The following is a 6,713-nucleotide window of genomic DNA, read 5'->3' on the forward strand; positions in this document are numbered from 1 at the left end:
GATGCTGTCCGTGCAGTATTGCGACTACCCATTTGATAACCACAAAGTGAGTTTTCAGCAGATGCGTCAGGCGCTGCGCCAGCATAAAAGCGCCAATATGCAGTTTGGTGCGCTGGTGAGCCTGTTCACCATGATCCCGATTATCAATCTGGCGATTCTGCCAGTGGCGGTATGCGGAGCAACGGCCATGTGGGTCGATCGTTATTATGCACAACATGCGCGCCGCTAAAGCTTTAAATTGCCTTATGCATTTTTGCGTAAGGCTTATGGTTGTGCGCTATATAGATATGCGATTTCTTTCCTTCCGCACATCATTAGAAAAGGTATGCTCTGAGGGTTCCCAATATTTCATACAGTTAAGGACGAGCTATGAGTAAGATCTATGAAGACAACTCTCTGACAATTGGTCATACGCCGCTGGTTCGACTGAACCGCATCGGTAACGGCCGCATTCTGGCTAAGGTCGAGTCGCGCAACCCGAGCTTCAGCATCAAATGCCGTATCGGTGCCAATATGATTTGGGACGCGGAAAAACGCGGTATTTTGAAGCCGGGCGTTGAACTGGTGGAACCAACCAGCGGTAACACCGGTATTGCGTTGGCTTACGTTGCCGCAGCGCGCGGTTACAAGCTGACGCTGACCATGCCAGAAACCATGTCAATTGAGCGCCGCAAGCTGCTGAAAGCGTTAGGTGCTAACCTGGTGCTGACTGAAGGTCCAAAAGGCATGAAAGGTGCCATCGCGAAGGCGGAAGAGATTGTCGCCAGCGATCCGGATAAATATGTGCTGCTGCAGCAGTTCAGCAACCCCGCTAACCCTGAAATCCACGAAAAAACCACCGGCCCAGAAATCTGGGAAGATACCGATGGTGAAGTTGACGTGTTCATCGCGGGTGTCGGCACCGGCGGTACGCTGACTGGCGTGAGCCGCTACATCAAGAACACCAAAGGCAAGAAAGAGCTGATTACCGTTGCCGTTGAGCCAACCGATTCACCGGTCATCGCTCAGGCACTGGCGGGCGAAGAGATCAAACCGGGTCCACATAAAATTCAGGGCATCGGTGCCGGCTTCATTCCTGGCAACCTTGACCTGAAATTGATTGACCGCGTAATCGCGATTACCAATGAAGAAGCGATTAGCACCGCACGTCAGCTGATGGAAGAAGAAGGCATTCTGGCGGGTATCTCTTCTGGTGCTGCCGTTGCTGCTGCGCTGAAGTTGCAGGAGGATGAAGCCTTCGCCAACAAGAACATCGTGGTGATTCTGCCCTCCTCCGGCGAACGCTATTTAAGTACCGCATTGTTTGCCGATCTCTTCACTGAGAAAGAACTGCAGCAGTGATGCTCAAAGTCTGAAACTGACGAAAAAAGCACCCGAATGGGTGCTTTTTTGTGGTGCAGATCTCACTTTTATCACCAGACAGATTGCTTTCAGTGATGCGGCTCTGGTATTTAAGCTTCCAATTATTTCGGTGCCTGAAATTAATCTGCCTTTGAAGTGGATCAAGCTGAATCGATTTACTGATTTGGCGAAACGGCGAATCACGGCATAATGAGAAGAGTGACGCATTCGTGCAGTTTTTGATCTGTCACTGTTAATGACGTACTCATTCGAGCGCATTTTGTGGTGAGCTTAAAGCCATACCAGCGCACCTACACAGGCTAAAGTTACGGCTCCAGGCTAGACTTTAGATCCATAACACCAAACCTGATAAAGTTGGGGAAATAGAATGTTCCAGCAAGAAGTTACCATTACCGCACCTAACGGCCTTCATACTCGTCCTGCAGCCCAGTTCGTTAAAGAAGCAAAGGCTTTCCAGTCAGAAATCACTGTGACCTCCAATGGCAAATCTGCCAGCGCGAAAAGCCTGTTCAAACTGCAGACTTTGGGTCTGACGCAAGGTACGGTTGTTACGTTGTCTGCCGAAGGTGAAGACGAGCAGAATGCGGTTGAGCACCTGGTCAAGCTGATGGCTGAGCTGGAGTAACCGGCTCAGTTCGCAACTAAACCGACCCCTTTGCCCCATTGAGTGCAAATATCTTGATCGCGGACAACCTGTCCGCGTTATTGCATCTTTAGAGTACTGCTCCGCGACAGTGGCGACGCATCGGGTCAATGAGCCATCGTGATTAAAAGGTAGGGTTATGATTTCAGGCATTTTAGCATCACCGGGTATCGCTTTCGGCAACGCACTTTTGCTGAAGGAAGATGAGATCGTCATTAGCCGTAAAAAAATTACTGACGATCAGGTTGAGCAGGAAGTTCAGCGCTTCCTCGATGGACGCAGCAAAGCTGCTTCACAGCTCGAAGCCATTCGCATTAAAGCCGGTGAAACCTTCGGTGAAGAGAAAGCTGCGATCTTTGAAGGTCACATCATGCTGCTCGAAGACGAAGAGCTTGAGCAGGAAATCATCGACCTCATCAAAAAAGACCATGCCACCGCTGACGCCGCTGCTCACACCGTGATTGAAGGCCAGGCCGTTGCACTGGAAGAGCTGGATGACGAATACCTGAAAGAGCGTGCGGCTGACGTACGTGACATCGGTAAGCGTCTGCTGCAGAACATTCTTGGTCTGCACATCGTCGATCTGAGCGCGATTGCTGAAGAATCTATTCTGGTGGCGAAAGATTTAACGCCGTCAGAAACCGCACAGCTGAACCTGAAAAAGGTGCTGGGCTTTATTACCGATATTGGTGGACGTACCTCGCACACCTCTATCATGGCGCGTTCACTTGAGCTGCCAGCGATTGTCGGCACCGGTAACGTGACCACCACCGTGAAAAACGGTGATTTCCTGATCATTGATGGCGTGAACAACAAGATTTACGTCAATCCTTCAGAGCAGGAACTGGAAGAGCTGAAAGCGATCCAGACGCAATATCTGTCTGAGAAGCATGAACTGGCGAAACTGAAAGATCTGCCAGCCATTACGCTGGACGGCCATCAGGTTGAAGTCTGCGCTAACATCGGTACCGTGCGCGATGTCGCTGGTGCAGAGCGCAACGGCGCAGAAGGTGTTGGCCTGTATCGTACCGAGTTCCTGTTTATGGACCGCGATTCACTGCCAACCGAAGAAGAGCAGTTCCAGGCATACAAAGCGGTTGCTGAAGCTGTGGGTTCGCAGGCGGTTATCGTGCGTACCATGGACATCGGCGGCGACAAAGATCTGCCTTACATGAACCTGCCAAAAGAAGATAACCCGTTCCTCGGCTGGCGCGCGATTCGTATCGCCATGGACCGCAAAGAGATTCTGCATGCGCAGCTGCGCGCAATTCTGCGTGCTTCCTCTTTCGGTAAACTGCGCATCATGTTCCCAATGATCATTTCAGTAGAAGAAGTTCGCATTCTGAAAGGCGAGCTGGAGCTGCTGAAAGCGCAACTGCGTGAAGAAGGCAAATCCTTTGATGAGTCCATTGAAGTGGGCATCATGGTTGAAACGCCAGCATCCGCAGTGATTGCTCGCCATCTGGCGAAAGAAGTCGACTTCTTTAGTATTGGGACAAATGACCTGACGCAGTATACTCTGGCGGTCGATCGTGGTAATGATTTGATTTCACACCTCTATAACCCAATGACGCCGTCTGTTCTTGGCCTCATTAAGCAAGTGATCGACGCATCACATGCCGAAGGGAAATGGACCGGCATGTGTGGTGAGCTGGCTGGTGATGAACGTGCTACACTACTGTTACTGGGAATGGGGCTGGACGAATTCAGCATGAGCGCCATTTCAATCCCAAGCATCAAGAAAATCATTCGTAATACTAATTTCGAAGATGCGAAGGCATTGGCGGAGCAGGCTCTGGATCAACCAACAGCGGATGATTTGATGAATTTGGTCAACAAGTTCATTAAAGAAAAAACGCTCTGCTGATCCACGGACGCTAGCCTCAAATTACTGCTTAGGAGAAGATCATGGGTTTGTTTTCTAAACTTTTTGGCGAAAAATCAGAGAGCGCGTCAGGCACTATCGATATCGTTGCGCCTCTGTCAGGCGAAATCGTAAATATCGAAGACGTTCCTGATGTGGTATTCGCTGAGAAAATCGTTGGTGACGGTATCGCAATCAAACCAACCGGCAACAAAATGGTTGCACCGGTTGATGGTACTATCGGCAAGATTTTCGAAACTAACCACGCATTTTCAATCGAGTCTGATAACGGCATCGAACTGTTTGTTCACTTCGGTATCGACACGGTTGAGCTCAAAGGTGAAGGTTTCAAACGCATCGCTGAAGAAGGCCAGAAGGTTAAGAAAGGCGACGTGGTGATCGAGTTTGATCTGGCACTGCTGGAAGAGAAAGCGAAATCCACGCTGACGCCGGTTGTAATCTCGAACATGGACGAGATTAAAGACCTGATCAAACTCTCCGGTCAGGTAACTGTGGGCGAGACTCCGGTTATCCGCATCAAGAAGTAAGCTTCGGCTGATTTGTGAGAATTGTAAAACGGCACCCAACGGTGCCGTTTTTGTTTACTTAAAAATTAGAGTTCTGAATGCGCGAGGTGCGGTCAGGACGACCACACCAAGCCTCAATCCTGCTTCCAGCGCGGCAACCTTAACGTCAGCTCCAACCCCCCTTCCGGGCGATTTACCGCCTGCACTTCACCGTGATGCGCCAGAATCACCTTACGCACAATCGATAGCCCCAAGCCGTAGCCTTTGCCCATCAGCGGAGAATTCACGCGGACAAAAGGATCGAAGATGCTTGAGAGCTTCTCATCGTCAACGCCCGGCCCTTGATCGCGCACGCTTATCGCCAGCCACTGATTCTCCGCCTGCAGGCGCACATTGATGTGCTGCCCTTTATGCGAGAAACGCAGCGCATTACGCAGCACATTCTCCACGCCACGGCGAATCAGCTCCGCATTGCCGTGAACGGTGTAATCCGCGTTCTCATCAACCTGAAAATCGACTTTCACCCCAGGAATTTGCGCCTCGTAGCGCACATCAGTCACCACCGCATGCAGCAGGCCGGTAAGGTCGAAATACTGTTCGCCCGGCATACTCTCGTGCTCAGCACGCGAAAGCGTCAGCAGCTCGCCAATCATCTTGTCGAGGCGTCGGGCCTCCTCATCAATGCGATTGAGTGAGGATTCGACGGATTCTGGCGTCTGACGTGCTAAGCCGGTCGCCAGCTGCAAGCGTGCCAGCGGTGAACGCAGTTCGTGGGAGATATCATGCAGCAGCTCCTCACGCGCTTTCACCAGCGTATCGAGGCGCTCTACCATCGCATCAAAATCCTGCGCAACGTTTGACAGCTCATCATGACGTTTACGCATCACCGGATAGAGCCGCACCGACAAATCACCGCTGGAGACACGCGCAAAGCCCTCCCGCAGCTGCCGCATCGGCCGCGTCAGGTTCCACGCCAGCAGCAGGCTAAACAGCAGCCCCAGCGCGCCGGCGAAAGTAAACATCGGTTCTGGGATATTCAGGATGCGACGCGGTCCGCCGCCGCCCATTGAGCTATCTTCACGCAGGCCTTTAACGTCATAACGCAACTCGTACTGTTTACCATCCTGCCCTTTCACCCAACGCACAATCACATTGGGAAAAGGCCCATGAAACGGAGCGCTAAAGGTTTCTGGTGGCGCATCGCCCGGCGTGGTAACGGGTTTATCGTGCTGAATGACGGAGAAGAACTGACGATCGTTCGGCTCCCAGTCCGCCATCATGTCATCCAGCGAGCTCAGCCCGCCGCGTTCCAGCACTGAGACGGCGGAAGCCATCTGCAGATTAACAATACGGCGAATCGCGACAATCTCGGGCGGCTCATGTCGATTACCGGAGAGCGTAAAGCCCAGCCACAACAGCTGGCTGATGATGACAAACACAATCCAGAAGCCCAGCAAAATCTTCCAGAACATGCGGCCGCGATAGCTGTGTTTCATCGAATGCGATAACCAATACTGCGCACAGTTTCAATATTGACGCTGTCGGCGGTTAACGCAGCCAGCTTTTGACGGATGTTGCTGATATGCACATCAACGCTGCGATCGTATGCTTCGCGCGGACGGCCAAGGCCTTTTTCCGACAGCTCATCTTTCGACACCACGCGGTCCGGCGCACGCAGCAGCAGATCCAGCAAATTAAACTCTGAAGCCGTCAGGTCGAACGCTTTGCCCTGCCATTCGGTGATACGTGTCGCGGGATTGAGGCTCAGATCGCCCCAGCGCAGTAGCTCTTTCTTATCCGGCAGCGGAGTTTGATCTTCAAAGCGACGCAGCACGGCGCGCAGACGGGCCACCAGTTCACGCGGATAGCACGGTTTCGGCATGTAATCATCCGCACCCATTTCGAGTCCGATAACACGATCAATGTTGTCGCCTTTCGCCGTCAGCATAATCACCGGCAAACGGCTGTTCTGGCGCACCTGACGCAGCACATCGATGCCGCTCATATCAGGCAGCATGATGTCGAGAATCATCGCGGTATAATTACCCGACAGCGCACCTTCAACACCGGCGCTTCCGGTTAAAACCAATTGCGTTTCAAAGCCTTCCGCAATCAGGTATTGGCTCAGCATGGTACCAAGCTCTACATCATCATCAACCAGCAGGATTTTCATTTTTATCTCTCGTACAAAATTGCCGCTATTTTGTCCTGGCTCCGCCGCGAGCGCAGCCGGTTTTACGCGATCCTTACAGTGCTTACGCTAGACGATTATTAGGGGAACTATAGACAAAAATGGCCCAGTCATACTTTAAAGGTA

General features: G+C 51.8%; 7 protein-coding genes. 5 read left to right on the forward strand and 2 right to left on the reverse strand.

Translation table 11 applies throughout. The features are described from left to right. From RTY00_RS17115 to crr, 5 genes are all read left to right on the forward strand, one after another. Nucleotides 1-229, forward strand: a 229-nt coding sequence (locus tag RTY00_RS17115; RefSeq protein WP_312665238.1) for an EI24 domain-containing protein, incomplete at its 5' end; no start/stop codon positions are given. A 140-nt stretch (nt 230-369) separates the two neighbouring features. Continuing rightward, a complete protein-coding gene (gene cysK / locus RTY00_RS17120; protein ID WP_008107790.1) occupies nt 370-1,341 on the forward strand; it encodes a cysteine synthase A in 972 nt (323 codons plus the stop codon). Between the two features lie 388 nt (nt 1,342-1,729). Further along, on the forward strand, nt 1,730-1,987 hold the full coding sequence (ptsH, locus tag RTY00_RS17125) for a phosphocarrier protein Hpr (RefSeq protein WP_008107792.1): 258 nt from the start codon (nt 1,730-1,732) through the stop codon (nt 1,985-1,987). A gap of 157 nt (nt 1,988-2,144) precedes the next feature. After that, complete coding sequence (gene ptsI / locus RTY00_RS17130) at nt 2,145-3,872, forward strand: phosphoenolpyruvate-protein phosphotransferase PtsI (RefSeq protein ID WP_008107802.1); 1,728 nt, start codon at nt 2,145-2,147, stop codon at nt 3,870-3,872. Between the two features lie 41 nt (nt 3,873-3,913). Next, complete coding sequence (gene crr / locus RTY00_RS17135) at nt 3,914-4,417, forward strand: PTS glucose transporter subunit IIA (protein ID WP_008107804.1); 504 nt, start codon at nt 3,914-3,916, stop codon at nt 4,415-4,417. A gap of 113 nt (nt 4,418-4,530) precedes the next feature. On the opposite strand, the gene RTY00_RS17140 is transcribed toward crr, so the two are convergent. Beyond that, a complete protein-coding gene (locus RTY00_RS17140; protein WP_312665239.1) occupies nt 4,531-5,892 on the reverse strand; it encodes an ATP-binding protein in 1,362 nt (453 codons plus the stop codon). Beyond that, entirely contained in the window at nt 5,889-6,569 is a 681-nt protein-coding gene (locus RTY00_RS17145) for a response regulator transcription factor (RefSeq protein ID WP_008107810.1), read from the reverse strand. Before RTY00_RS17145 ends, RTY00_RS17140 begins: the two co-directional genes overlap by 4 nt. Nucleotides 6,570-6,713: the final 144 nt, after the last annotated feature.

It is taken from the genome of Pantoea sp. CTOTU49201 (genome assembly GCF_032054795.1).
GTDB classification, from domain to species: Bacteria; Pseudomonadota; Gammaproteobacteria; order Enterobacterales; family Enterobacteriaceae; genus Pantoea; species Pantoea symbiotica.